At 68.0% G+C, this 596-nt stretch carries 1 protein-coding gene; it reads left to right on the plus strand.

The features are described 5' to 3' along the window. Positions 1-596 (plus strand): AMP-binding protein (locus PF66_RS30150; protein ID WP_160320673.1); only part of this gene is annotated, 596 nt, incomplete at both ends.

Genomic DNA, 596 nt, shown 5'->3' on the forward strand with positions numbered 1-596 from the left:
ACCCGATGAGCGGCGCCAGGTGTTGCAAGGCTGGAACGCAACGGTCACGCCGGTGCCGGCCGGTGACTTGATCGAGTTGTTCGAGGCCCAGGTAGCCCGCACGCCATCGGCAGTAGCGCTCAGCCATGGCGAGCGTCAGGTGAGCTATGCCGAGCTCAACGCGCAGGCCAATGCCGTGGCCCATGCCTTGCGGGCCGATGGAATCGGCGCCCAGGATGTGGTGGCGCTGGCCCTGCCACGCTCGCTGGAGCTGGTGGTGGGCATCCTGGGGGTGCTCAAGGCCGGCGCGGCCTACTTGCCGATGGACCTGAATCACCCGGCGGAGCGGTTGGCCTGGATGCTGGAGGATGTACGTCCACGGGGTGGATTGTGCCTGGCCTCGGCGTGCGAGCGCTTGCCGGCGCTTGTGGCCTGGCAGCCCCTGGATGGGCGTGCGGGTGAGCAATGGTTGGAGGGACGCGATCGAGGAAACCCGCTGGGGTGCCGCCAGGGTGATGAGCTGGCGTATGTCGTGCATACCTCCGGCTCGACGGGGCAGCCCAAGGGTGTGATGGTGACGCACGCCAGCCTTGCCAACAAGATCGCAGACGCGGCGC

It is taken from the genome of Pseudomonas asplenii, from assembly GCF_001293465.1.
In the GTDB taxonomy this organism is placed as follows: domain Bacteria; phylum Pseudomonadota; class Gammaproteobacteria; order Pseudomonadales; family Pseudomonadaceae; genus Aquipseudomonas; species Aquipseudomonas fuscovaginae_B.